Annotated in this window: 20 protein-coding genes, 1 riboswitch and 1 other annotated feature; of the genes, 9 read left to right on the top strand and 11 right to left on the bottom strand. The window is 36.5% G+C overall.

The window, feature by feature from the left end; all coding sequences use genetic code 11:
* Positions 1–751 precede the first annotated feature (751 nt).
* The 8 genes from BLT48_RS10280 to BLT48_RS10245 all read right to left on the bottom strand — a co-directional run bounded on the left by BLT48_RS10280 (position 752) and on the right by BLT48_RS10245 (position 9,239).
* The gene (locus BLT48_RS10280; RefSeq protein ID WP_244885818.1) at positions 752–1,450 is read right to left on the bottom strand and encodes a hypothetical protein; all 699 of its coding nucleotides are present in this window, start codon (positions 1,448–1,450) and stop codon (positions 752–754) included.
* A 589-nt stretch (positions 1,451–2,039) separates the two neighbouring features.
* Complete coding sequence (locus tag BLT48_RS10275; RefSeq protein WP_035021306.1) at positions 2,040–2,309, bottom strand: type B 50S ribosomal protein L31; 270 nt, start codon at positions 2,307–2,309, stop codon at positions 2,040–2,042.
* A 141-nt stretch (positions 2,310–2,450) separates the two neighbouring features.
* Positions 2,451–3,746, bottom strand: a complete 1,296-nt coding sequence (gene rho, locus BLT48_RS10270; RefSeq protein WP_035021303.1) for a transcription termination factor Rho — start codon at positions 3,744–3,746, stop codon at positions 2,451–2,453.
* Positions 3,747–3,759: 13 nt separating this feature from the next.
* A complete protein-coding gene (gene murA, locus BLT48_RS10265) occupies positions 3,760–5,028 on the bottom strand; it encodes a UDP-N-acetylglucosamine 1-carboxyvinyltransferase (RefSeq protein WP_089977755.1) in 1,269 nt (422 codons plus the stop codon).
* Between the two features lie 272 nt (positions 5,029–5,300).
* On the bottom strand, positions 5,301–6,158 hold the full coding sequence (gene fba, locus BLT48_RS10260; RefSeq protein WP_035021298.1) for a class II fructose-1,6-bisphosphate aldolase: 858 nt from the start codon (positions 6,156–6,158) through the stop codon (positions 5,301–5,303).
* Positions 6,159–6,291: 133 nt separating this feature from the next.
* The gene (gene pyrG, locus BLT48_RS10255) at positions 6,292–7,890 is read right to left on the bottom strand and encodes a CTP synthase (protein WP_035021296.1); all 1,599 of its coding nucleotides are present in this window, start codon (positions 7,888–7,890) and stop codon (positions 6,292–6,294) included.
* A 255-nt stretch (positions 7,891–8,145) separates the two neighbouring features.
* Positions 8,146–8,763, bottom strand: coding sequence for a DNA-directed RNA polymerase subunit delta (gene rpoE, locus BLT48_RS10250; RefSeq protein ID WP_035021294.1), 618 nt, complete (start codon positions 8,761–8,763; stop codon positions 8,146–8,148).
* A 44-nt stretch (positions 8,764–8,807) separates the two neighbouring features.
* Entirely contained in the window at positions 8,808–9,239 is a 432-nt protein-coding gene (locus tag BLT48_RS10245) for a YwiB family protein (RefSeq protein WP_035021291.1), read from the bottom strand.
* A gap of 207 nt (positions 9,240–9,446) precedes the next feature.
* On the opposite strand from BLT48_RS10245, the gene BLT48_RS10240 reads away from it, so the two are divergent.
* The 3 genes from BLT48_RS10240 to yidA are packed head-to-tail and all read left to right on the top strand — an operon-like array spanning position 9,447 to position 12,543.
* On the top strand, positions 9,447–10,316 hold the full coding sequence (locus tag BLT48_RS10240; RefSeq protein ID WP_089977753.1) for a lipoate--protein ligase family protein: 870 nt from the start codon (positions 9,447–9,449) through the stop codon (positions 10,314–10,316).
* Positions 10,313–11,707, top strand: a complete 1,395-nt coding sequence (locus BLT48_RS10235; protein WP_089977750.1) for an HD domain-containing protein — start codon at positions 10,313–10,315, stop codon at positions 11,705–11,707. Before BLT48_RS10240 ends, BLT48_RS10235 begins: the two co-directional genes overlap by 4 nt.
* Complete coding sequence (gene yidA, locus BLT48_RS10230; protein WP_035021284.1) at positions 11,704–12,543, top strand: sugar-phosphatase; 840 nt, start codon at positions 11,704–11,706, stop codon at positions 12,541–12,543. The genes BLT48_RS10235 and yidA overlap by 4 nt, the downstream gene beginning before the upstream one ends.
* A 41-nt stretch (positions 12,544–12,584) precedes the next feature.
* On the opposite strand, the gene thmT is transcribed toward yidA, so the two are convergent.
* Entirely contained in the window at positions 12,585–12,764 is a 180-nt protein-coding gene (gene thmT / locus BLT48_RS10225; protein WP_035021281.1) for a 2-hydroxymuconate tautomerase, read from the bottom strand.
* Positions 12,765–12,929: 165 nt separating this feature from the next.
* Between thmT and BLT48_RS10220 the strand changes: the two genes are divergently transcribed.
* Positions 12,930–13,370 (top strand): organic hydroperoxide resistance protein, encoded by a 441-nt coding sequence (locus BLT48_RS10220; RefSeq protein WP_089977747.1) that lies wholly within the window; start codon positions 12,930–12,932, stop codon positions 13,368–13,370.
* Positions 13,371–13,427: 57 nt separating this feature from the next.
* On the opposite strand, the gene BLT48_RS10215 is transcribed toward BLT48_RS10220, so the two are convergent.
* Positions 13,428–13,895, bottom strand: a complete 468-nt coding sequence (locus BLT48_RS10215) for an NUDIX hydrolase (RefSeq protein WP_089977745.1) — start codon at positions 13,893–13,895, stop codon at positions 13,428–13,430.
* Positions 13,896–14,021: 126 nt separating this feature from the next.
* Positions 14,022–14,537, bottom strand: a complete 516-nt coding sequence (locus tag BLT48_RS10210) for a folate family ECF transporter S component (protein WP_035021273.1) — start codon at positions 14,535–14,537, stop codon at positions 14,022–14,024.
* A 41-nt stretch (positions 14,538–14,578) separates the two neighbouring features.
* Positions 14,579–14,681, bottom strand: a riboswitch (THF riboswitch).
* 514 nt (positions 14,682–15,195) lie between these two features.
* Positions 15,196–15,451 (top strand) — a binding site (T-box leader).
* 56 nt (positions 15,452–15,507) lie between these two features.
* Here BLT48_RS10210 and BLT48_RS10205 point away from each other — a divergent pair.
* The 5 genes from BLT48_RS10205 (at position 15,508) to BLT48_RS10185 (ending at position 22,131) form a co-directional block, all read left to right on the top strand.
* The gene (locus BLT48_RS10205) at positions 15,508–16,581 is read left to right on the top strand and encodes a methionine ABC transporter ATP-binding protein (RefSeq protein WP_035021272.1); all 1,074 of its coding nucleotides are present in this window, start codon (positions 15,508–15,510) and stop codon (positions 16,579–16,581) included.
* Between the two features lie 13 nt (positions 16,582–16,594).
* Positions 16,595–17,275 carry a methionine ABC transporter permease gene (locus BLT48_RS10200; protein WP_089977743.1) on the top strand — a complete coding sequence of 227 codons (681 nt, stop codon included), beginning with the start codon at positions 16,595–16,597 and terminating at the stop codon, positions 17,273–17,275.
* Between the two features lie 21 nt (positions 17,276–17,296).
* Positions 17,297–18,121 carry a MetQ/NlpA family ABC transporter substrate-binding protein gene (locus BLT48_RS10195; protein WP_089977740.1) on the top strand — a complete coding sequence of 275 codons (825 nt, stop codon included), beginning with the start codon at positions 17,297–17,299 and terminating at the stop codon, positions 18,119–18,121.
* 48 nt (positions 18,122–18,169) lie between these two features.
* The gene (locus tag BLT48_RS10190; RefSeq protein WP_089977739.1) at positions 18,170–19,369 is read left to right on the top strand and encodes an amidohydrolase; all 1,200 of its coding nucleotides are present in this window, start codon (positions 18,170–18,172) and stop codon (positions 19,367–19,369) included.
* 212 nt (positions 19,370–19,581) lie between these two features.
* Positions 19,582–22,131, top strand: a complete 2,550-nt coding sequence (locus tag BLT48_RS10185; protein WP_089977736.1) for a vitamin B12-dependent ribonucleotide reductase — start codon at positions 19,582–19,584, stop codon at positions 22,129–22,131.
* Positions 22,132–22,160: the final 29 nt, after the last annotated feature.

The following is a 22,160-nucleotide window of genomic DNA, read 5'->3' as shown; positions in this document are numbered from 1 at the left end:
GAAACAATTATGGTTCTTCATTTTCTGGCGTTGATAAGGAAATTTCCTCCAGATTACGGGATAGCTTGCGGAAAGCCATGGGACCATTTTGAGCCGAAGAACGCGTCTCAAAACTTGCAAGCGTCAAACTAACTTAACGTAGCGGCTAAAGCCGAACGTTAAGTAATTCTCAATGCATCCTCTTTCATGGCTGCAAGCTCCTCCTATTCCTCCGAAAATTTCTGGAATGTGTTAAAAGAAACTCAATTAATTACTGACCAACGTCAAATGTTGCAGAACCACAATTATTCACTTTTCAGCGCTGAAAAAAAGCCTTCCGAGCTATCTACACGCCTGCTAGGTTAAAAATAAAGGCTCTACACTTTTTAGTGTTGATTGCTTAGCTAAATTGATTACCGGATATTTCTGGAGGAATAGGGTTTGCTTGTAGCCATGCATTGGATTCAATGCGAATGATAAAGCGTTAGTGCTTCATCGGGAGTGTGACTAAAAGCGTTTAGACCTGAATCACTGGAGCGAATAAGCGCAGTATGGTCACCGACCATCGAGCATTATTTGTGAAGTGGACGTCAGGTTTGCTTTTTGAAACACGTTCTAGAATAGAGCAGCTTCAGACGTTCCCATGGCCCTCCACAAGCAAAATCGTCTATTCCAGAAGAAATTTTGGTTTGTTCTATCCACACCATTTGATGAATATCTAAAAAAAGAACATAATCTAAAAACGACCCTAGTTAACTAGCAAGGCTTCCCTTTACGATGGTTGTACAATGGCTTCTTCTTTAAAAAACCATTTTTGATCTATCTCATTAAAACAGATACTTCCTAACAAATCTTTATTGGAAAATTTTCCACTTTCAAACGTTAACCGATCTTCGGCTAGGTAGATTGGGATCTCATAAACTTCTTGAAATATGCTTATCTGTTTATATGAAAAGACGACACCTTCTCTGAGCAAAGGCAATAAATTTTTTATCTCAGAAACGGGTATACGAGTAATCTTTTTAGTTTTTTTAAAGTTAAATAAGCCTCTCTTATCATTTACTTTTTTTTCTAGATTATTTGTGATATTGACAGACAAAAGACTATAAAATTGTTCTAAATGTCGATGGTAAACCTTTGTCATCCCTTTAGGCAATGTTAAATGGATAAAATTGTTTTGTAACTTGTAATAAAAAGGCGAATGTAGATGCGTATGGGCGTGAGCAATATACAGTAGTTCAGCAATTTCAACCGGTGTTAATTGCCTCATTAATTCAACACTATCAAAATCTATCCATTTAGAAGGAATTTCACTTATATATTGGCTTTTTTCGAAGTATTCTTGGATTTTAACGCTTCCCCTAATCATACGAAATCCAGTATGAGAGTCATATTCACCTATGCCTTGAGGAGCATTCAGCAGCAAAATATTTTTTGGCGGTTTCTTAACAACATCTTTGTATTCATTCATTGTAATACCTTTACTCAAAACAGCATTTGTAATAGTATCCAAATGAATATAAGTGAACTCTGAAGGCACGACATATTCTCCCCTTATTTTTTATCCTTACATTGTACTATTTAAACAACAATTTATCTGTATCATTTAGGTAATAATCTAATGACAATCAACTGCTGTATCCGCTTTACTAAGACAACCATGTGACAATTGTCACATTACGGGAAATCTATTTCAAAACAAGCGATTTTAAATAGGCTTGTTAGATTTTCACTGGCCTTTGAATAGAGGCAACTTTCAATTAGAGTAAAACTAACTTTGACTGTCTCTTTTTAGTATCGTACCAAATTAGCTGTTGAAAAGCACGTAATCTGTTAGCACAAATTAAAGTACTCTTAAATAAGAGAAAGCACAATTATCCTATCATCTGCCACTAATGGCTCTATATTTTTTAGTGTTGATAGTTTAGTTAAATTAATAGCACGAAAATTCTGGAGGAATAGCCGGGTTTGACTAAGAGTCCCATTAATACGTTAACTAACTTCAACCAAAAAAAAGAAACCAGACAGTTGTCTGGTCTCTTTTAAAAAGTAGATAGCTATTATACTTCTTCTTTTTTGTTTGCGTCTGCAATACCGTATTTTTTGTTGAAACGGTCCACACGTCCGTCTGCTTGTGTAAATTTTTGACGTCCTGTGTAGAATGGGTGTGAGTCAGATGAGATTTCAACACGAATCATTGGGTAAGTAGAACCGTCTTCCCATTCAACTGTTTCGCTTGAATTTTTAGTAGATCCTGATAAGAATTTATAACCTGTTGTAGTATCCATAAACACAACTTGTCTGTAATCTGGATGAATTGCTTGTTTCATATATAAATCTCTCCTTATGCCCTGATACATCTGCTGAATCAGAGTTGTTTTTTTGTCTTTAGACAACATTAGCATAATAGCATATTTTTATTAGCAAAGCAATTCTTTTTATTGGGAATTTTACATGCGACTGATTGTCTTTTAGCGATGAGAATTTCTTGTTTTTTTCGTTTGAGTAAGTGTATTATCTGTAAAATTAGCAAAAAAGTGTTGATTATTTTCTGACTTTTGCAATTTTTTTATAAACTGATCTGTTAAATCTAAGGAATCTCCGATCATTGCGTGACGCAATTTCCAAATTACTTCTAACTTGCTGCTTTCCAATAGAAGTTCTTCTTTTCGAGTACTTGATTTCTTGATATCAATTGCTGGAAAGATACGACGTTCAGAAAGTTCTCTTGATAAATGCAACTCAGAATTCCCTGTACCTTTAAATTCTTCATAAATCATATCATCCATTCGACTTCCAGTATCGATTAATGCAGTTGCTAAAATAGTTAAACTTCCGCCTTCTTCAATATTTCTCGCCGCTCCAAAGAAGCGCTTAGGTCGGTACAAAGCTGCTGGATCAAGTCCTCCGCTCAACGTTCTTCCGCTTGGTGGAAGAACTAAGTTATAAGCACGAGCTAATCGGGTAATACTGTCCATTAAGATAATGACGTCTCGTTTATCTTCTACTAATCGCATCGCTCTTTCTAGAACCAATTCTGTTACACGCACATGGTTTTGTGGCTGTTGATCGAATGTTGAAGAAACAACTTCACCTTTAACGCTTCTTTCAATATCCGTCACTTCTTCTGGACGTTCATCAATCAATAAAATAATCAATTCAGCATCAGGATAATTTTCAGCAATCCCATTTGCAATTTCTTTTAACAAACTTGTCTTACCAGCTTTTGGAGGAGCTACAATCAATCCACGCTGGCCAAAGCCTACAGGAGCTAAAATATCAATCATGCGATTGGAAATTTTTGTTTGCGTTGTTTCGAGAGAAATTTGTCTCTCAGGATAAAGAGGCGTTAATGCTGGAAAATGGGGACGTTCTTTTGCATCTTCTGGATTTTTTCCATTTACAAAATTAACTTGCATCAAACCATAATAACGCTCTGAAGGTTTTGGTGGTCTGGCTTTACCCGATACCTTATCTCCATTTCTCAGCCCAAAACGCTTGATTTGAGAAGAAGAAATATAGATATCTTCTTTACTTGGCGTGTAGTTTATAGGGCGCAAGAAACCAAAATCCTGTTGCGCCATAATATCCAATACACCTTCGACAATAAAAAATCCTTGTTTTTCTTCTTGCGCGCGTATAACGGCTAACGCTAATTCTTTTTTATTCATTTGGCTATAATAAGGAATCTTAAGTTCCTTTGCATAATTATAAATTTCTTTTAATGTTTTTCCTTCTAACTCGACTAATGTTACTAAATCACTCATATTTGGTTAACTCCTATTTGTTGTCATCTGTAATCATTTGAACATCTGCACCTAAAGCTGTTAATTTTTCTACGATTTGATCATATCCGCGTAAAATATTTTCAACACCAGTAATGGTTGTGGTCCCTTGTGCCATTAATCCAGCTGTTATCAAACATGCTCCAGCTCTTAGATCACTTGCTTCTACTTCTACACCTTGCAATTGATTCGGACCTTCAATTAAAATCATATCACTTTCAACCCGCGCTTTTGCACCCATACGAACCAACTCTGGGATGTGCTTAACACGTTTAGGGTAGATTGTATCCGTAATTAAAGAAGTGCCAGTTGCTTTTAACAGAAGAGGTGTTAAAGGTTGTTGTAAATCCGTTGCAAATCCAGGATAAGGAAGCGTTTTGACATTTACAGCTTTTAAACTCTTGGCTTCCTTTATGCGAATGCTGTCTTCTCCAATTTCCATTGGGACACCCATTTCTTCCATTTTAGCCAATAGACCTTCCAAATGTTCAACGATAACATTTTTAATCGTGATATCTGTACCCACAGCTCCCGCTAGCGCAAGATAAGTGCCCGCTTCGATTCGGTCTGGTATAATCGTATGACGGCATCCATGCAATTCATCAACGCCATCTATACGAATAATGTCGGTGCCTGCACCTCTCACTTTAGCACCCATATTATTTAGTAGAGTTGCAACATCAATGATTTCAGGTTCACGTGCGGCATTTTCAATGATTGTTTTTCCTTTTGCTTTTACTGCAGCAAGCATAATATTAATGGTCGCACCAATGGATACAACATCTAGATACATTCTTGTACCTACCAAACGTGCTTCATCGGTTCTTAGGTACATAGCGCCCATCTCATTCTCTACACTAGCTCCTAAAGCGCGAAATCCTTTTAAATGCTGATCTATCGGACGTGGTCCTAAAAAGCATCCACCAGGTAATCCAACGACACCTTTACCAAATTTAGTGAGTAGCGCTCCCATGAAGTAATACGATGCTCGTAAACTTTTGATTTTTCCATTCGGCATAGGAATAGAAACGATATTTGTAGGGTCAATCGTAAGTGTCGAGCCATCAAAAGTCGTTTCTACCTTCATTACATTCAGAATATCAATTAATGAATGGACATCTTGAATATCTGGTACACCCTCTAAAATAACAGGTGAATCTGCCAGTATTGCTGCTGGTATCAAAGCAACCGTACTATTTTTTGCCCCATTGATGGTTACTTCACCGGATAATTTCTTGCCACCATTAATGACTAATTTCTTCATGTTATACCTCCATTATCTTCTAAAATTTACTTGTAAATCAAAAACGTTAAAAATCATCTTGCATTTTTATCTATTTAGTTTGAGTGGTTGCTTTTTATTGTATTCAGATAATTTTATTTCAGAAAGAGATTTGATGATTCCAGCTCTTTTTTCATGTGAAATAAGCTGTTCTAATCTTACTATACCTTGTAACAACTTACAATTACTATATCCTTTACCAAACTAAAAAAACCTTGCCCTTTATTAAGGGCAAGGTTTTTTAGTTTATTCGATTAAGCTTGGTTAGAAGATCCAAATCTTTGCATTGTAGTTTTAACTGTTGCAATGATTGCATCTTTACCAGGTGCAATAACTTTACGTGGATCGTAAACTTTAGCGTCAGAGCTTAATTTTTCACGTACAGCTTTTGTCCAAACTTGTTGTAATTCAGTATTTACGTTAATTTTAGAATGTCCATTTTCAATAGCTTTTTTAATTTGGAATTCTGGAATTCCAGATCCGCCATGTAATACTAAAGGAGTTTTAGTTAAATCAGAGATGATTTTCATTTCGTCAAAACCTAGAACAGGTTCGCCTTCATAGTCACCATGTACTGATCCTAAAGCTGCAGCTAAAGCATCAATCTTAGCTTCAGTTACCATACGTAGACATTCTTGTGCGTCTGCGTAGTTTACTCCACCAGTAACGCCATCTTCAGTACCACCAACAGTTCCAACTTCTGCTTCTACTGATGCACCTTTTGAATGAGCGTATTCTACAACTTTTTTAGTTTCCTCAATATTTTTATCAATTACAAATGCAGAGTTATCAATCATTACAGAAGAAAAACCAGCATCTATTGCAGATTTACAATTTTCAAAAGAAGAACCATGGTCTAAGTGTAATGCAACTGGGACTGTAATGTTCATTGTTTCCATCAAAGCTTCAACCATTGCTGATACAACTTTAACGCCACCCATGTATTTACCTGCTCCTTCAGAAACACCTAAAATAACTGGTGATTTTTCTGCTTCTGCAGCTTCCAATACAGCTTGTGTCCATTCAAGGTTGTTGATGTTGAATTGACCTACAGCATATTTACCCTCTAATGCTTTATTTAACATATCTGTCATACTAACTAAACGACTCATATATCTTTTCCTCCTTAAGGAAATCTTTTTATTTACTAAGATGCTCTTAGTCAACGTTGTTATTATACCAAACACACGCTAAAATATCCATAAATATTATAATACTTATCTAGTTTTCATAACCTTTTCATAATTATTTATTTAATGTTGCAGTTATAAAACCTAAAAATAACTTTTGTGGGCGGTTTGGACGAGATATAAATTCTGGGTGAAATTGGCAAGCCACATAAAATGGATGGTTGGGTAATTCTACTATTTCAACTAAACGATTGTCTGGTGAAACTCCTGAAAAGACTAAACCTTTTTCTTCTAGTTGAGTCCGGTAGTTATTGTTAAACTCATAACGATGACGGTGACGTTCTTGAACCACTTCAGCATTATCATATACTTTTGCTGTTACAGAACCTGGTTTTAATTTACAAGGATACAGCCCAAGACGCTGTGTTCCTCCCATATTTACCACATCTTTTTGATCTAACATTAAATCAATGATATTATGTGGTGTTTCTGGGTTTGTTTCTGCAGAATGCGCTCCTTCTAGTCCTGCAACGTTGCGCGCAAATTCTACACAAGCTAATTGCATCCCTAAGCAAATTCCTAAGAACGGAACCTTATTTTCACGTGCATATTGAATGGCTAAAATTTTACCTTCTAAGCCACGATCTCCGAAACCTCCTGGAACTAAAATACCATCTACATTTTCCAATTTACTCTCAACATTATCAGCTCTCACTTCCTCTGCATTGATCCACTCGACTTCGATTTCAGAATCTAGTGCATATCCTGCATGATTTAATGATTCAATAACTGATAAATAAGCATCTGGTAACTCAACATATTTTCCAACTAATGCAATTTTTGTTTTCTTAGATAGGTGCAATACTTTTTGTTCTAATGCAATCCACTCTGACATATCTGCAGGCGGTGCATCTATTTTCAGATGATCACAAACGATTTGATCCATATTTTGTTTTTGTAAATTTAATGGAATAGAATAGAGAGTATCTACATCACGCGATTCAATAACGGCTTCAGAATCAACATCACAAAATGAAGCCAATTTGTCTTTCAAGCTTTGTGGAACAGGTTTTTCTGTCCGGATAACCAAAAGATTCGGTTGGATTCCTAGTCCGCGTAATTCCTTCACACTATGTTGCGTAGGTTTTGTTTTCATTTCACCAGCTGCGCCAAGGTAAGGAATCAGGGTTGTATGGATGTACATCACATTATCAGAACCAACATCGCTTTTCATTTGGCGCAATGCTTCTAAAAAGGGTAACGACTCGATATCTCCTACTGTACCGCCAACTTCTGTTATAACGATATCAGAATCCGTTGTTTGTCCTGCACGCATAATTTTTTCTTTGATCTCATTAGTAATGTGCGGGATAACTTGTACCGTTGCTCCCAAATACTCTCCCTTACGCTCTTTACGTATAACTTCTGAATAAATTTTCCCTGTTGTTACATTAGAATATTGATTTAGATTGATGTCGATAAAACGTTCATAGTGACCTAAATCTAAGTCGGTTTCAGCTCCATCATCTGTTACGAAAACTTCGCCATGCTGGTAAGGACTCATTGTTCCCGGATCAACATTGATATACGGATCAAATTTTTGAATCGTTACTTTTAATCCTCTATTTTTCAACAACCTCCCAAGAGAAGCTGCTGCAATTCCTTTACCTATGGAAGAAACTACTCCGCCTGTCACAAAAATATACTTTGTCATTTTTACCGACTCCTTCTAATCTTAATTAGGGTAAAAGAAACAATTGTAACTTTTATTGCTTCTCACTTGGATAATGAAAAAACAAAGCTCCCTATTCATAGTAGAATAGGGAGCTTTTTTAATTACTTTCCGTTCTTGTCCCTTAAAAATGAATTTAAGGGAGCCCAGTATACATAATACACAGCTCTGCGAGAACCGTCAAGTAATTTTTAAAGACAGACTTTTTCACCCAGAAAACCATTAGCAAATTGTCTGCTAATACTCTTCTTCAGAATCGTCCTCATCTTCGTCTTCAATGATTGTAAGATCTCCTTCAACACCGTCAGGCAATTCATCTTCTTCATCATCGGTACCTAATTCAGATAAATCTGCCTTGTATTCGCCTAGATCTTCTTTGTCTTCATCGTCGATCATTACACCATGGTCATCAACCGTTACACGACCACCGTAAGTAGTAGCATCGTCATCTTCTTCCTCTTCAGGAGAATCATCGTCTTCAGGATCATCATCATTGTAATCAATATCATCTTCCCCTGTAACAAATGCGCTAGCCTTTTTACGTTTTTTACGACGTGGAGCTTCATCTTCATTTCCTTGAGTTACTTCTTCATCGATAAAATCGATTGGATACCATGAACGTAGTCCCCAACGGTTTTCTCCTAAGGAAATAAAACTACCGTCAATATTTAAGTCTGTATAAAATTGAGAAGTTGCATTAGCAAGTTCTTTAGAGTTTATGTTTAAAAATTCTTGTACTTCTTTTAGTAAAGCTGAGAAATCAAGGATCTCTCCTTTTTGATCTAAGATGGCATGAGCTACTTCAATCATTGACAATTCATTTTTGTTTTGCCCGTCAAATTGTGTTAATTTCACGAAAGCCACGTCCTTTCAACAGTCTATTCTTTATCATACAATATTTAAATAGTAAAAAGCAATTGTAATTTGTAATCTCCTAATTTTTCTTTTCCTAAAAATAAATCATATTCAATAGAGACACTTCCAGAAAAAGGTTTATCTGTATAACTGATCTGCAAATCTTTTGTCATGGTCTCTATATTCACTGTACCTTGAGGCGTACGATAAAGCGTTTCAAATCGTTCACCTTTATCAAATCTCATGCGTGTAGTTGTCTCACCTTTACGCGTAAGAGTCACAATACCAGCAGGGTCGATTTTAACTGTCACAGGAACAACTCCTGTTTCATAAGTTTCTTGAAAACGAATGTAATACGATGAATTCATTTGAACGACTTTACCGACTTCATCAAACACATGTTTTTCGGTTTCATTGCCTTGAGAGATAATTGTCTCTAAATGTACCTGAGCTACTCTTCCTTTTGATAAATCCAATTTATTTCACCTCATATTTTTTATTCCTGTCTATTAACTATAAGCCAATAATTTTAGCTAGTTGATTTCACCTTATTGCATATCTATCTTATCATAAATTGTAAGATTATTATGCTTTTTTAAAACGGTAAAAGGAGAACACGACAACAATATTTGCTATAATAAGGAAGAATTATTATTTCTAATTAAATAAAGGAAGTAAAACCAATGAATACTACTGAAACTAAAGACTTTTTAACCAGTCATTCTTATGAACTTTATGAATCAACAACAATGCCCTTTACAAATAAAACCATTTCTCACTTCGCATTAACAGATAGTTTATTGCATTATGTAGGAAAGTATAAAAAAAATAGTTTGCATTTTTGGCCAACGTCGAATTTGGTTATCTTAGGTATGATGGATACAAAATTGCCTTACTTCAAAGATGCGCTAGAGATTATAAAAAACTATGACCATTCATTTATCGTACGAAATTCAGGTGGATTAGCTGTAGTAGGAGATGAAGGCGTATTGAATTTTTCTCTTATATTGCCTGAACATCCTCAACAAAAAATGCCAATTAATACTGGATATGAATTTATGTTTCATTTAATTAATGAAGCTATCAAACCTTTCGGAAAAATAAGTGAGGCCTATGAAATCAAAGATTCTTACTGTCCTGGAGATTTTGATTTAAGTATTGATGGTAAAAAATTTGCAGGCATTTCGCAAAGACGCTTAAAAAATGGCGTAGCAATCATGATCTACATCAGTGTAAACGGTAACCAAGAAAAAAGAGCTGAAATGATTCGTGATTTTTACCAAGCAGGTCTAAAAGGTGAATCAGTCAAATGGCACTTCCCATCAGTCGATCCGTCTGTTATGGCTACCTTAGAAGAGTTGCTGTCTATTTCTTTAACTGTGGATGAAATGAAACAGTTGATCTTAAATACTCTGCTTCAAAAGAACTGTACCATTTCACCAGGCGTTTATTCTTCAGAACTATTAGCCGACTATAGTGAAGGATTTGAAAAAATGATTCGGCGCAACCAACAAATGCTTGGCAATTCTATTGATAAGGAGTTAATCGAATGAGCAACCTATACGATGTCAATTTTTCATTACCAATAGAACATGTTTTTCGCGACCCAGTCCATGATTATATTCATGTGCAACATCAAATTATTTTAGATTTAATTAATTCAAGTGAATTTCAGCGCTTACGTCGAATAAAACAATTGGGTACTTCTTCCTTAACATTTCATGGTGCAGAACATACCCGTTTCACTCATTCGTTAGGTGTATACGAGATTACTCGTCGAATCTGTGATAAATTCCAGCGAAATTATGCTACTCAAACACCAGATGATGGCGGTTGGGATGACAATGAGCGCTTGGTTGCCTTATGCGCAGCACTTTTACACGACATTGGACACGGACCTTATTCTCATACATTTGAACATATCTTTAAAACCAATCACGAAGAAATTACGGTAGCCATTATCACCTCTCCAGAAACTGAAGTTTTCAAAGTGTTAGCTAAAATTAGTGAAGATTTTCCAGCACAAGTTGCCAGTGTCATTCAAAAAACGTATCCTAATCCACAAGTGGTCCAACTTATTTCTAGTCAAATAGACGCTGATCGTATGGACTATTTGTTAAGAGATGCCTACCATACAGGTGTGAATTATGGTACATTTGACTTAACTCGTATCCTTAGGGTGATTCGTCCTTACAAAGACGGCATCTATTTCCAGTTATCTGGTATGCATGCTGTTGAAGATTACATTGTGAGTCGCTATCAAATGTATATGCAAGTTTATTTTCATCCTGTTTCACGAGGTATGGAGGTCATTTTAGATCATTTACTGAAACGCGCAAAAGAAATGTACCTTAACCCAGAGATTCAATTTAACGACCAACTAAATCTACTCATTCCTTTTTTTGAAAAGAAGTTTACACTTAAAGATTATTTAAAACTGGACGACGGTGTTTTGGCTACTTACTTTACGTTATGGAAAGATGAAAAAGATCCTATATTAAGCGATTTAGCTACACGTTTTCTTGATCGACACCCTTTCAAGTCCATTAAATTTTCTAGTAAAACAGACATGAATTTGATTGAAGATTTAAAAGTTATTATTCGTGAAGCTGGTTACGATACAGATTATTATACAGCGATTAATAACAGCTATGATTTACCCTATGACTTTTATCGACCAAATCAGGATACGAATCGTACGCAAATTGAATTGGTCTATCAAGATGGTACATTAGTAGAACTATCTAAAGTCAGCGAAATCGTGTCATCTATCACAGGAAAAGTTCGTGGCGACGAACGTTTTTATGTACCAAAAGAATTTTTAAAACCTAGAAGTTCTGAAGAAATCACGTTATTTGAAGACTTGTATCATGAATTTAATCGTTATATTAAAAATGGGACTATTACAGACCCAAATAAACCAGTGGAGGATTCACTTAAATGACTATCGAATTAATTGCTATCGATTTAGACGGTACATTATTAACCCCGGAAAGAAAAATAACGACTAAAGTAAAAGAAACGATTGAGATTGCTAAAACCAAAGGCATCAAAGTTGTTGTTTGTACTGGCCGTCCATTACCAGGAGTGTCACCCATCTTAGAAGCCTTAAATCTAGAAGAAGAGGGCGATTATGTGATTACGTATAATGGCGCATTAGTCCAACAATCACATAACGGTAAAGCTATCGCACACCATACTTTAAGCCATAAGGATTTTTTAAGAATTGAAGAAATGAGTCGTCAAGTCGACGTACACTGCCATACAATCGACGAAAAATATATTTATACTACCAACAGAGACATCAGTCCTTACAGCGTTAGAGAGTCATTTTTAGTCAATATGCCTATTCGTTACCGCACAGTTGAAGAAATGAATCCAAGTCTTGAAATCAGTAAAATGATGATGATCGACGAACCTGACATTTTAGATGCAGCTATTGCCAAGTTCCCAGAAGATTTTTATGATGAGTACACTATTTTAAAAAGCGAACCTTTTTATCTAGAAGTTTTAAATAAGTCTGCTAGTAAAGGACAAGCACTAAAAGATCTGGGAGAAATTTTAGGCATACCAAGAGAAAACATCATGGCCATTGGCGATAATGAAAACGACAAAGACATGATTGAATATGCTGGTATGGGTGTAGCTATGGGAAATGCAATCGCCAGCGTAAAAGAAATCAGTAATTACGTTACTGATACAAACGAACACGATGGAGTTGCTACGGCTATTGAAGCCATTGCTTTTGAAACACTTCCTGCTGAGAACTATACTAAATAAAAATAAGCTATGAGTATAGAAACTCATAGCTTATTTTTTATTTAACCCAGTAATTTCCCACCAACAGCGTAATTCGTTTTTTTCATGTCTTCTATAATAACATGAACTCGATCTTCTGTTGCTCCGGTATTCTTTACTACTGCTTGCGTAATGTCTTTAACTAGACCTGCTTTTTGTTCTGCAGTCCGACCTTCAACTAATTCAACATGTACAAATGGCATAAAGTTCTCTCCTTTCCATGTGTTCTTCTTTCAATTTTAGCGATACACTTTTTAATTTTCAACTAGTTTTTTACTTTTAAACTGCTGCAAACAGATTATTAGAGTTTTAGCCTTACTATTAGTATACTTAGTGTGTACGATAATTTAGAGAGGAGAATTACAAATATGGCAGATTCAAAATTAATGTATCAAACTACAGCGATTAATACTGGTGGACGAAATGGAGAAAGCCATTTACCAGATAAGTCATTTTCTGTACGTGTTTCAACTCCAAAAGATATGGGTGGTCCTGGACAAGGAAGCAACCCAGAACAATTATTCGCACTAGGCTATAGCGCTTGTTTCAATTCAGCTTTAGAACATATGATGAAAGAAGAAAAAGTAACTGGTAAAAGCCAAGTTACCGCAACTGTTGAATTGCATTCAGACCCAACTGATAATGGGTTTAAGCTCGCAGTAAAATTAGATGTTGGAATTGAAGGACAAGATGAAGCAACTACACAAAAATTAGCAGAGAAAGCTCATGCTTTTTGTCCTTACTCAAAAGCTACAAGTGGCAATATCGACGTAACTGTCACTGCTGTTGATTACGAAGCAGGCAACTAATACTCTATTCTTAAGTGGGAGGTGGGACTTTTGTCGCACCTCCCTTTTGTGTGTTTATCATTCTATTGTTTGACTCATCTCTACATACATTTTTTCATATTGTTGCACGGCCCATTTATGGCTACCTCTTTTTAACTTAGTTAACGCTTCAGGGATAGTCATCCATTCTAACCGATTAAAATCCTCTAGCGGAACACAGATGGATTTCCAAGACTTAACTGTATAAAAATATGCAGGATTATGGTAATGCTGCTTACGATGTTTAGAATAATAGTAATCCTCAGCTTCACCGATAAACTCCCCGAGCTCTATTTCAAAACCTAGCTCCTCCATAGATTCCCGTTTTGCAGTTTCTTCCTGTGTTTCATTTGCTTCAATTTCTCCACCTGGCAGTAAAAAAGAACCATTCGGTGGTGAAACAATTAAAATTTGTTTTCTCTCTTGGTCAAAAATCACAAAGTGTACACCTATACGCGTGCGATAAATCTGATTCTCAATCTTCATACCAAATGTTTTTACTCCCATTCCGCATTCCTCACCCTCATCAAAATCTCATCTTCCAATCTTATTATATTCTATATAGGAAAAAAAGACAGCTCAAATTTGAACTGTCTTTTGATTGGATGTTGTAGCTTGTTTCTATATTAAACCTTAATCAATTCCGATTGCTTTTCGCAAAGTCTTATTTTGAACAACAAAGTATAGCAACAGGATATTAACCGGTGCTAGAACAAGATTTTGCACTAGTCGTGTCGGGAAAATTACTAGAATAGCTTTATCTAGCATGATGGTTAACCAGATTGTGTTCATTCCTAAATTTACAAACACGGTAACCAACAGAATCGCGATAATGATCCTCTTTAATGATTTTGGTTTCTTGTAAAGAATTAGACCATAAATCATTCCTCCGATAAATGCAGATAAGATAAATCCTGGGAAAAAGACTCCTCCCCCAAATAATATCGTCCCTACTATGTCTGTGATAGCCGAAGCCATTCCAGCTATCCAAGGGCCGTACAGCATCCCAATAATAGCTATTGGTAAAAAACCAAAACCAATGCGGACTATCGGTGTTTCAATTGAAATAAATTGGGTCAATACGATTTCTAATGCCATCAATAACCCAATTTTAGAAATACTTCTTGCATCGTACTTGTTCTCACTCATTTTGAAGATCTCCTTTGAAGAGCTCCACACATAAAATTTTATGCAGCGAATGCAAAAACAAAACCGCAAATTGCCTAAACAATTTTTCGTCCGTGGGCAACATCCCATCCCTACGACACTTAACGCTTTGTCTCCTACTCTGGTATATTACCTAAACTATTTAGCCGGTATTTTAGGCAAATTCACTATAGCACATTCTATCCATTTCGGATAGTAGCGAATACAGTTAATTAAACTCTATTCTTTAAAATTAAATTTAGTTATTGACAATCATTTTTATCTTCTGTATATTAAGAACAAGTTAATAAATATGATAATTAAATGATAAAACACTATGAAAAGAAGAGTACGTTTTATACCTGTCTACTTTAGAGAACCCAGTAAGTTGCTGAAAATGGGTTAGTCAGATTGAACCGAAGATGGTCTTTGAGTGGAGTTAGCGAAACACTTTTTAAATGTGTCAGCTTTCTACGGGAACACCCGTTACAGTGTCACAGTATAAAAAAAGCAACCTATGCTTGACGTACTGGATAAGGTAAGTATAGCAATGTACTTATAAACTAAGGTGGTAACACGAAGCAGATAACTGACTTTCGTCCTTACAAAGAAACGATTTCGTTTCTTTGTGAGGACTTTTTTTATTTTTAAAATTACATAACTAAACGCAATGAAGAGAAAAGTATTTTTACAGAATGCAAAAACAGAGAGCCTGAATGCTGAGAACAGGTTTGCAGAAGTAAAAAGAAAATGGCCTCTGAGTGGGATACCAAGTGTTTTAAACATTAGGCTATCATGGGTGCACCCATTACAGTGCTAAAGTATCAGAAGTTTTCTTCTCGTACTTGATAAGGGGTTGTTTGTGAGAACAACTCAAATAAAGGTGGTAACACGGCGGTAAAGCGTTCGTCCTTTAATCTACAGCAGTAGGTTAATGGGCGAATGCTTTTTTCTATTTTAAGGAGGAATATAGATGATTACACTAAACAATGTCAGCGTTACGTTTAAAGGTAAAGAAACAACTATAAAAGCAGTAGAAAATGTTCAGTTAACGATTGAAAAAGGAGATGTTTTTGGTATTGTCGGCTATAGTGGTGCTGGGAAAAGCACTTTAGTTCGTACCATCAACCTTCTTCAACGACCATCAGAAGGATCAGTAATTGTTTCAGGTCAAGATTTATTAAGTTTAAAACCCAAGGAATTACGAGCTGCGCGAAAAAAAATTGGAATGATCTTTCAACATTTCAACCTAATGGGCTCTCGCACGATTGCTGAAAATGTTGCTTATCCTTTAAGAAAATCAGGTTTAACTAAACCGCAAATTAAAGAAAAAGTTGCCGCATTATTGCAGCTGGTAGGATTAACGGATAAAAGTTCCGCGTACCCTTCTCAATTATCTGGTGGACAAAAACAACGTGTAGCTATTGCTCGTTCTTTAGCCAATGATCCTGAAGTTTTATTATGTGATGAAGCCACAAGTGCCTTAGATCCAAAAACAACCCTTTCGATTCTAGAATTATTGAAGGAGTTGAACAAAAAATTAGCACTGACAATCGTCATCATCACACATGAGATGCAAGTCGTAAAAGAAATTTGCAACAAAGTAGCTGTTATGGAAAACGGTCATGTTGTTGAAGAAGGCGATTTGGTTTCTATTTTCACCGAACCTAAAGAAAGGATTACAAAAGACTTTATCAACACTTCAACTCATGTTGATCAAGCATTGGAAAGCATTTTAAAACACCCTACTCTACTCGATTTGCAGACTAATGATGTCTTGGCTAACATTTCTTACGTTGGTGCAAGTACAAGTGATCCACTAATTGCTACATTGACTACTCGTTTTGGAATTACCACCAATATTCTATTTGGGAATGTTGAGATTTTACAAGAAACGCCTGTTGGTAATCTGATTGTTGTTTTAAGTGGCGAACCAGGGCGCAGAGACAAAGCCTTAGCTTATCTACAGTCAAAAAATGTAAAAGTAACCTTGATCCACCATCATCAACGAGTTATTCCATTAAAAAAAGAACACTATATTGTTTAAGGAGTGAACGACTATGACTGAATTTCTTACAACCTATTTTGAAAATGTTATTCCGTTAAAAGAGGAAATTATTGAAAGTACTTTACAAACATTGTACATGGTAACTGTTACAGGATTTATTGCAGGTATCCTTGGTTTAATTTTAGGCGTTATTCTTGTTGTCACAGACCGCGGTGGCATTTTAGAAAGACCGCGCCTTTACCGTTTACTCGATCAAATCGTTAATCTCTTTCGTTCTTTGCCATTCATTATTATGATGGCTCTAGTTGTTCCCTTTACCCGTTTTCTTGTTGATACATCAATTGGAACAACCGCGGCTATTGTCCCTTTGGTCATTGGAACTGTGCCTTTCTTTGCAAGACAAATTCAAAATGCTCTTCTAGAAGTTGATCCTGGCGTTATAGAGGCTGCAGAATCTATGGGTTCCAGCCCTTTAGAAATCATTTTTCGTGTGTATTTAAAAGAAGGACTGACAGCCATTATTCGTGTCTCTTCAGTAACCATTATTAACTTGATTGGTTTAACAGCCATGGCTGGAGCCATTGGAGGCGGCGGGTTAGGAAATTTAGCCATCTCTCGAGGGTACAATCGTTTCCAGAACGATGTGACATTAGTCGCAACCATTATTATTTTACTGATTGTTTTTATTAGTCAATTTATAGGAAATACGTTAGTTAAAAAAACGAGTCACTAGATGACATTGGAGGAAAATAACATGAAAAGATTAAAAAAAGGATTTTTAGGATTAACATTAGCATTAGGACTTCTGGTAACAACAGCTTGTGGAACGGATGCGACTTCAGATGCTAAAGCATCTGAACCCATTAAAATTGGAGTAGTTGGTGAAGTGAATGAAGTTTGGGATTTTGTGAAAGAAAAATTAGCCTCGGACGGCGTTGAGATTGAATTAGTTAAATTTACGGATTACGCTACACCAAATGTCGCTCTTGCTGAAGGAGAATTAGATTTAAACTCGTTTCAAACTAAAATTTTTATGGATTCATTTAATGAAGACCATGGAGAAAATTTAGTCGCTATAGCTGATACGGTTATCGCTCCTCTTGGTATTTATTCATCAACGATTAAAGACGTATCTGAAATAAAAGAAAATGATGTGATTGCTATTCCAAATGATGTATCTAACGAAGGAAGAGCTTTACTATTACTTCAAACAGCCGGTTTAATTGAAGTTGATCCTGCAAAAAAACAAATCCCTGTAGTCGAAGATATTACTTCCAACCCTTTGAATTTAACATTTGAAACATTGGACTCTTCTCAAACTGCTCGTGCTTTAGAAGATGTGACTGCTTCCGTTATTAATAGCGGAATGGCCGTTGATGCTGGCTTCATTCCAACTGAAGATGCAGTTTTCTTAGAACCGGTTACTGAATCATCTGATCCTTATTACAATACGATTGTTTCAAGAGAAGAAGATAAAGATAATGAAGTGTTCCAAAAAATTATAGAAGCTTATCAAGCAGAAGATACAAAAGAAGTCATCGCAGAAACATCAAAAGGTTCTTCTATTCCAGTTTGGTAATTAGATACAAATAGAAAGTGTCAACTAAATTAGAGAGGATGATCATTAATGTCAACACTACTTACTCAATCTACAATACACGAAGAAGTTCAACAAGGAGCTCAAGAGGTTATTGCATTGCGTCGTTATCTTCACCAACATCCTGAACCAAGCTTAAAAGAATATGAAACGATTAAATTCATCAAAAATCAATTAGATAAATTAGAAATCCCTTACGAATCTGTTGGTGAAACAGGAGCTATCGGAATAATAAATGGCCAGAAAGGACCTGGAAAAACCATTCTTTTAAGAGCTGATATTGATGCTCTTGAATTAGAAGACGCAAAAGATAAACCCTACAAGTCACTTAATGAAGGCTTACATCATGCTTGCGGTCATGATGGCCATACCTCAGCTTTATTAGGGGCCGCAAAAATTTTAAAAAATCACGAAGCAGATTTTGCAGGCACTATCAAATTAGCTTTCCAACAAGCTGAAGAAATCGGCGCTGGTGCAAGACAATTTGTATCTGGCGGGTTTGTTCACAATGTCGATCAAGTTTTTGGTATCCATGTCGACTCTTCTATTGAAACTGGAAAAATCGTTTCTACTGCTGGTCCAACGAATGCATCTTGTGATATTTTTAAAATTAAAGTGACTGGCGAAAGTGGGCATGCTGCTAGACCAGATTTAGGAAGAGATGCTTTACTGACTGCTGCTGCTATTACTGTCGAATTACAAAGCATTGTTGCTCGCGAAGTTAGTCCCTTAGATAATGTCGTAGTTGCTGTAGGCGTATTAAATGCCGGAACTCGTTACAATATTATTGCCAATGAAGCTTCTCTTGAAGGAACAGTTCGTACTTTCAGCCACACAACACGTCAATTTGTCTTAGAGGCTGTTGAACGTGTGGCACGAGATGTGGCAACAGCCCATCGTACTACAGTTGAATTTGAAAATTACGATGCGGCTGCTCCACTTATCAATCACCAAACTGCGGCAAGTCGTGCAGCTCGTGTTGGAGCTGACATTGTAGGCGCAAAAAATATCATTCAAGATAATCCAAAAAGCTTAGGAGCAGATGATTTCGCTGACTTTTTGGCTGTTGCAGAAGGCGTTTATGCTCGTGTTGGAACAAAAGACCCTTCTAATCCGGAGACGTGGTATGGACATCACCACGAAAATTTTGATATTGATGAACGCGGATTAGCTATCGCTACAGAATTACATGTCAACTATGCACTTGATTTTTTAAATGGCGAACAGTAACGTCAACTATTTTTTTAATTTATTTTTTGAAAAAGTTTTGTAAAAGATTGAAGCGAGTTGTTTTCGCTTCAATATTTTTACTTTTCATGATTTTTCATTCTCTTTTTTAATGCAAAAACACTACATATAGTGTAATATAAGAATCGTATAACGACATATAGTATTTTCATTTCTATCTATTGATTTACATACATTATTAAGGAGTGATACCCATGATTGCAAATACCTCTACAAATGTGCACCTAAATATCGACAAATTAAATGAGGCTATACAAGCTTTCCCACAAGTCCATCCAATAACGGATGATATGAGTTTAACCTATAAAGGTGTTTCCCGTTTAGTTATGTTAGATCGTTATTCATTTAAAGACATTTCTAAGTCTACTCTTTCTATCGGAGACTTAGTTGTTTTAACGATTAAAGCTGACCCTCAATACCCTACAAGAGGCACTGGATTTGTTACAAGCATCAACTATTCTAACCACACTGCTTCAATTTTAATTGATGAGGAATTCCGAGGATCCATTGAAGAGGAGCATGAACAAAAAACAGGGCTGATCACTTGCAGCTTAGATGTGATTGAAAAACCACTTGAAATCTTTTACGAACAAATTGCAAAACGAAACGCAACAGGTTTAGCGGCTATCGAATCAACTCCCGAAAAAAGAAAGGATGCTTACACTGCTTTTTATGAAGAACTAAAGAATTTGAATTTTGTTCCGGCAGGTCGCGTTTTATATGGCGCGGGCTCAGAAACTGACGTCACTTACTTCAATTGTTATGTGATGCCCTTTGTCCCTGACTCACGCGAAGGTATTTCAGATCATCGAAAACAAGTAATGGAAATCATGAGCCGTGGCGGCGGCGTTGGAACAAACGGTTCTACACTTCGCCCACGTCATACGCTAGCACGTGGGGTGAATGGCAAATCCTCAGGAGCTGTTTCTTGGTTAGATGACATCGCTAAGTTGACTCATTTGGTGGAACAAGGAGGCAGTCGTCGCGGAGCTCAAATGATTATGTTAGCTGATTGGCATCCAGATATTCTTGAATTCATTATTTCAAAAATGCAAAACCCTCGTATTCTACGTTATTTGATTGAAAATACAACAGACGATCAAATAAAGAAATTAGCTACCGATAAGTTACAGTTCACACCTTTTACTGAACGTGAAATCGCTATGTATCAAAGCATTTTAAATTATAAAAATGTACCTGGTTATGGTGGATTTGATGCAACTTTAATAAAAGAAGCGGCGGCTAAATTAAACGAAGGCGGCACATACAGTGTACACGATCCAGACTTTTTATCTGGAGCAAATATTTCAGTTTGTCTAACAACTGATTTTATGGAGGCTGTTGAAAAAGACGCAGACTACCCTCTTCGCTTCCCTGCCGTCGAAACATACAGCTCAAAGGAAATGGAAGAATACAATGCTCGTTGGTCAGAAGTTGGCGATGTCCGTGAATGGGAAGCTTCAGGGCATCGTGTTCATACGTATCGAACCATCCCTGCTCGTGAATTATGGAAACTCATTACTATTTGTGCGACTTACGCTGCTGAACCTGGCATTTTCTTTATCGATAATGCAAATCAGATGACGAATGCTTCTGCTTATGGTCAAAAAATCGTTGCTACAAATCCGTGTGGCGAACAGCCTCTTGCTCCTTATTCTGTTTGTAATTTAGCAGCTGTCAATCTAGCTGAAATGGCAAATAAGAAATCTGGAACAATTGACTTTGATAAATTAAAGCAAACCGTTCAAGTCGGTGTACGTATGCAAGATAACGTGATTGATGCCACTCCTTACTTCTTAGCAGAAAACGAAAAACAAGCTTTAGGCGAACGCCGTGTTGGTTTAGGCATTATGGGGCTCGCTGACTTATTGATTTACTGTGGCGCAGAATACGGTTCTCAAGAAGGAAATCAGTTAGTAGATAAGCTATTTGAAGTTATTGCGGTTTCTGCCTATGAGGCTTCTATCGAGTTAGCAAAAGAACGAGGCAGCTTTCCATTTCTAATTGGAAAAACTGAAGCAGAGACCACTAGTCTAAGGGAAAAGTTCCTTCAATCTGGTTATATGAAGAAAATGCCAAGACATATCCATGAAGGGATTATGAGACATGGGATACGCAATTCACATTTATTAACGGTCGCTCCAACAGGTTCGACAGGTACCATGGTTGGTGTTTCCACTGGTCTTGAACCCTACTATTCTTTCAGTTATTTTAGAAGCGGACGCTTGGGTAAATTTATCGAAGTAAAGGCTGATATCGTTCAAGAATACCTAGATTATCATCCAGAAACGGATCCTGAACGGTTGCCTAAACAATTTGTTTCTGCAATGAGCCTAAAACCGGAAGCTCATGTTGATGTTCAATGTACGATTCAACGATGGATTGACAGTTCTATTTCTAAAACAGTCAATGCTCCTAGAGGGTATACAGTGGAACAAGTTCAGTCCATTTATGAGCGTCTTTATAAAGGCGGAGCAAAAGGCGGCACAGTTTATGTAGATGGTAGCCGTGATACACAAGTCTTGACCTTAAAAGCTGAAGAAACAATATGGGATGAAGAAACCAAAGAAGAATTGTCACCCTCAGCACAAAAAACGGTTCAAGTCGCTCCTATTAGCGAACAAAACAAGTATGGAAATGAAGTTGGAGATACTTGTCCCATCTGTCGACAAGGAACAGTAGAAGATTTAGGCGGTTGCAATACTTGTACTAACTGCAATGCTCAATTAAAATGTGGCTTGTAAATAAAAAGATGGAGCTAGGAAATTGTCCC

This window comes from Carnobacterium viridans, from assembly GCF_900102725.1.
Classification (GTDB): Bacteria; Bacillota; Bacilli; order Lactobacillales; family Carnobacteriaceae; genus Carnobacterium_B; species Carnobacterium_B viridans.
This window is presented reverse-complemented; position numbering and strand designations above follow the sequence as displayed.

Bases quoted from the DNA above. Each gene is read 5' to 3' on its own strand.
- BLT48_RS10280 (WP_244885818.1), bottom strand. From the start codon at position 1,450: ATGAATGAATACAAAGATGTTGTTAAGAAACCGCCAAAAAATATTTTG.
- BLT48_RS10275 (WP_035021306.1), bottom strand. From the start codon at position 2,309: ATGAAACAAGCAATTCATCCAGATTACAGACAAGTTGTGTTTATGGAT.
- rho (WP_035021303.1), bottom strand. From the start codon at position 3,746: ATGAGTGATTTAGTAACATTAGTCGAGTTAGAAGGAAAAACATTAAAA.
- murA (WP_089977755.1), bottom strand. From the start codon at position 5,028: ATGAAGAAATTAGTCATTAATGGTGGCAAGAAATTATCCGGTGAAGTA.
- fba (WP_035021298.1), bottom strand. From the start codon at position 6,158: ATGAGTCGTTTAGTTAGTATGACAGATATGTTAAATAAAGCATTAGAG.
- pyrG (WP_035021296.1), bottom strand. From the start codon at position 7,890: ATGACAAAGTATATTTTTGTGACAGGCGGAGTAGTTTCTTCCATAGGT.
- BLT48_RS10240 (WP_089977753.1), top strand. From the start codon at position 9,447: ATGAATACTACTGAAACTAAAGACTTTTTAACCAGTCATTCTTATGAA.
- BLT48_RS10235 (WP_089977750.1), top strand. From the start codon at position 10,313: ATGAGCAACCTATACGATGTCAATTTTTCATTACCAATAGAACATGTT.
- yidA (WP_035021284.1), top strand. From the start codon at position 11,704: ATGACTATCGAATTAATTGCTATCGATTTAGACGGTACATTATTAACC.
- thmT (WP_035021281.1), bottom strand. From the start codon at position 12,764: ATGCCATTTGTACATGTTGAATTAGTTGAAGGTCGGACTGCAGAACAA.
- BLT48_RS10220 (WP_089977747.1), top strand. From the start codon at position 12,930: ATGGCAGATTCAAAATTAATGTATCAAACTACAGCGATTAATACTGGT.
- BLT48_RS10215 (WP_089977745.1), bottom strand. From the start codon at position 13,895: ATGGGAGTAAAAACATTTGGTATGAAGATTGAGAATCAGATTTATCGC.
- BLT48_RS10210 (WP_035021273.1), bottom strand. From the start codon at position 14,537: ATGAGTGAGAACAAGTACGATGCAAGAAGTATTTCTAAAATTGGGTTA.
- BLT48_RS10205 (WP_035021272.1), top strand. From the start codon at position 15,508: ATGATTACACTAAACAATGTCAGCGTTACGTTTAAAGGTAAAGAAACA.
- BLT48_RS10200 (WP_089977743.1), top strand. From the start codon at position 16,595: ATGACTGAATTTCTTACAACCTATTTTGAAAATGTTATTCCGTTAAAA.
- BLT48_RS10195 (WP_089977740.1), top strand. From the start codon at position 17,297: ATGAAAAGATTAAAAAAAGGATTTTTAGGATTAACATTAGCATTAGGA.
- BLT48_RS10190 (WP_089977739.1), top strand. From the start codon at position 18,170: ATGTCAACACTACTTACTCAATCTACAATACACGAAGAAGTTCAACAA.
- BLT48_RS10185 (WP_089977736.1), top strand. From the start codon at position 19,582: ATGATTGCAAATACCTCTACAAATGTGCACCTAAATATCGACAAATTA.